At 70.6% G+C, this 3270-nt stretch carries 1 protein-coding gene; it reads left to right on the forward strand.

Annotated elements, in window-relative coordinates; all coding sequences use genetic code 11:
- The coding region (locus G4D86_RS51485) for a non-ribosomal peptide synthetase (protein ID WP_164003063.1) at nt 1-3270 on the forward strand (3270 nt) is incomplete at both ends.

A 3270-nucleotide genomic window follows, 5' to 3' on the forward strand; every position in this document is an offset into this window, starting at 1 on the left:
TGGCCTCCACCCACTCGCTGCTCGCCCGCTACTCCGGCCAGGACGACATCGTCGTCGGCTCTCCCATCGCAGGCCGCCGCTTCGCACAGCTCGAAGGCCTCATCGGCTTCTTCGTCAACACGCTCGCGCTGCGGGCACGATTGACGCCCGGCCTCACCTTCCGCGAGCTGCTGGCTCAGGTGAAGGAGTCGACGCTCGGCGCCTATGCCCACCAGGACGTCCCCTTCGAAAAGCTGGTGGAGGCGCTGCAGCCCCAGCGGGACATGAGCCGCACCCCGCTCTTCCAGGTGATGCTCGTCCTGCAGAACGCGCCCCCGCCGGCCTCCGCGGACACAGAGGAGCTGTCCGTGCTCCCCGTGGAGCAGGAGGGCATAGGCGCCAAGTTCGACCTCACCTTCACCTTCACCCACTCGTCCCAGGGGCTGGTGGGCTCAGTCAGCTACAGCACCGCGCTGTTCCGTGAAGACACCGTGCGCCGGCTCGTCACCCACCTGCGCATGCTGCTGCAAGGCGTGGTGGCCAGGCCCGAAACGAGCCTGTCCGAGCTGCCTCTTCTGGACGACGCCGAGCGCCACCAGCTGCTGCGCGAGTGGAACGGTGCCCACGCCGAATACCCGGCGGACGCGTGCCTCCATACGCTCATCGAAGCGCAGGTGGAGCGCACGCCCGACGCGGTGGCGCTGTGCTTCGAGGGCGAGAGTCTCACCTACCGGCAGCTCGACACGCGCGCCAACCAGCTCGCCTGGCACCTGCGCTCGCTGGGCGTCGGCCCGGAAGTGCGCGTCGGCCTCTTCCTGGAGCGCTCGCTGGAATTGGTGGTGGCCCTGCTCGCCACCCTCAAAGCTGGTGGCGCCTACGTGCCCTTCGATCCGGACTACCCGGCCCAGCGCCTCGCGTGGATGCTCGAAGACGCGCGCCCCGTCGTGTTGCTGGCACTGCAGCGGCTGCTTTCGCGCCTTCCCGCGCATGGCGCGCGGCTGCTCTGCCTGGACTCGCCCCCGGATTCGCTCGCCCTCCAGCCCCGTCACGCGCCCCCGCCGCTCGCTTCCGCGGACGCATTGGCCTACGTCATCTTCACCTCCGGCAGCACCGGCCGCCCCAAGGGCGCGATGAACTCGCACCGCGGCGTCGTCAACCGCCTGCTGTGGGGGCAGCAGGAGTACGGCCTCTCTGCGGCCGACACGGTGCTGCAGAAGACGCCCTTCAGCTTCGACGTGTCCGTCTGGGAGTTCTTCTGGCCGTTGCTGACAGGAGCGCGCCTGGTGCTGGCTCGGCCCGGTGGCCATCAGGAGCCGGACTACCTGGTGCGCCTCATCGCACAAGAAGGCATCACCACCCTGCACTTCGTCCCGTCCATGCTCCAGGTGTTCCTGGAGGAGCCGGAGCTGGAGCGGTGCAACGCCCTCCAGCGCGTGATGTGCAGCGGCGAGGCCCTGCCGTTGGAATTGGCCCAGCGCTGCCTGCAACGGCTGCCCTCCGCCGACCTGCACAACCTCTACGGCCCCACTGAGGCCGCTGTCGAAGTCACCTATTACGCGTGCGTGCGCGACGAGCCGCACCGCTCGGTGCCTATTGGCCGCCCCGTCGCCAACACGCAGATTCGTATCTTGGATGTGCACCTGCGGCCGGTGCCCATCGGCGTGCCGGGGGAGCTGTTCATCGGCGGCGTGCAGGTGGGGCGCGGCTACCTGGGCCGCCCGGAGCTGACGGCGGAGCGCTTCATTCCGGACCCCTTCAGTGACACGCCGGGCGCGCGGCTGTACCGCACCGGCGACGTGGCGCGCTGGCTGCCGGACGGCCTGGTGGAGTACCTGGGCCGCGCCGACTTCCAGGTGAAGGTGCGCGGCCTGCGCATCGAGCTGGGCGAAATCGAGTCCGCGCTGCAGCAGCAACACTCCGTCCAGCAGGCGGTGGTGCTGGCCCGCGAGGACCGGGCTGGCGACAAGCGCCTGGTCGCGTACGTCGTGGGACGGGGGGGCACGCAGGCCGTGGAGGTCAGCGCGCTGCGGGCGCGCCTGCACGAGAAGCTCCCCGAGTACATGGTGCCGCAGGCCTTCGTCGTGCTGGAAGCCTTCCCCCTGACCCCCAGCGGCAAGGTGGACAGAAAGGCCCTGCCCGCACCGGAGGCCCCCTCCGGCTCGGCCGCCTACGTCGCCCCGCGCACTCCCACCGAAGAGATTCTGGCCTCCCTCTGGGCCGGGCTGCTGCGCACGGAGAAGGTCAGCGTGGAGGACGACTTCTTCGCGCTCGGCGGCCACTCGCTGCTGGCCACCCAGGTCGTCTCTCGCGTCCGCTCCGCCCTCGGAGTCGAGCTGCCACTGCGCGCCCTCTTCGAGGCCCCCACGGTGGCCGCCCTCGCCGCTCGCATCGACTCCTCCCGCGAGTCCGCCACGGGACTTCTCGCACCCTCCATCGTCCCCGTGCCGCGCACGGGCCCGCTCCCGCTGTCCTTCGCCCAGCAGCGGCTCTGGTTCATCGACCAGCTCGAGCCCGGCGGTTCCTCCTACAGCATCCCCCGCTTCGTGCGCATGGAGGGCCCCCTCGACGTGGCCGCCCTGCACCGCGCCTTCGAGGAACTGGTGCGGCGTCACGAAGCCCTGCGCACCACCTTCACCCAGCAGGACGGCCAGCCGCTTCAGCTCATCGCTTCCCATGCCGAGCTGCCGCTGGAGCTGGAGGACCTCAGTGGACTGGAGCCCGAAGCCGCCCGTGAGGAACTGCAGCGACGGCTCCGCGAGGACACCCTGCGGCCGTTCGACCTCGCCACCGGTCCGCTGGTGCGCGCGGGCCTGTGGAAGCTGGGCCCGGCCCAGCACGTGCTCTCGCTCAACCTGCACCACATCGTCTCCGACGGCTGGTCCACGGCCGTGCTCGTGCGCGAAGTCGCCGCGCTCTACGACGCATACGTCCAGGGCAGGCCGTCACCGCTGCCGCCGCTGCCCATCCAGTACGCGGACTATGCGGTGTGGCAGCGCCAGTGGCTCCAGGGCGCGGTGCTCGAAGCGCAGCTCGCCTGGTGGCAGCAGCAACTCGCCGGCCTCACCCTCCTGCAGTTGCCCACGGACAAGCCCCGCCCGCCCGTGCAAACCTTCCGCGGCGCCCAGGTGCCCGCCGGGCTGTCACTCACCACCTCCGACACGCTCAAGGCGCTGTGCCAGCAGGAGGGCGCCACGCCCTTCATGCTGCTGCTGGGCGCGTTCCAGGTGCTGCTGGCGCGCTACTCCGGCCAGCAGGACATCTCCGTCGGCTCGCCGGTCGCCGGCCGTCAGC

It is taken from the genome of Pyxidicoccus caerfyrddinensis (assembly GCF_010894405.1).
Classification (GTDB): Bacteria; Myxococcota; Myxococcia; order Myxococcales; family Myxococcaceae; genus Myxococcus; species Myxococcus caerfyrddinensis.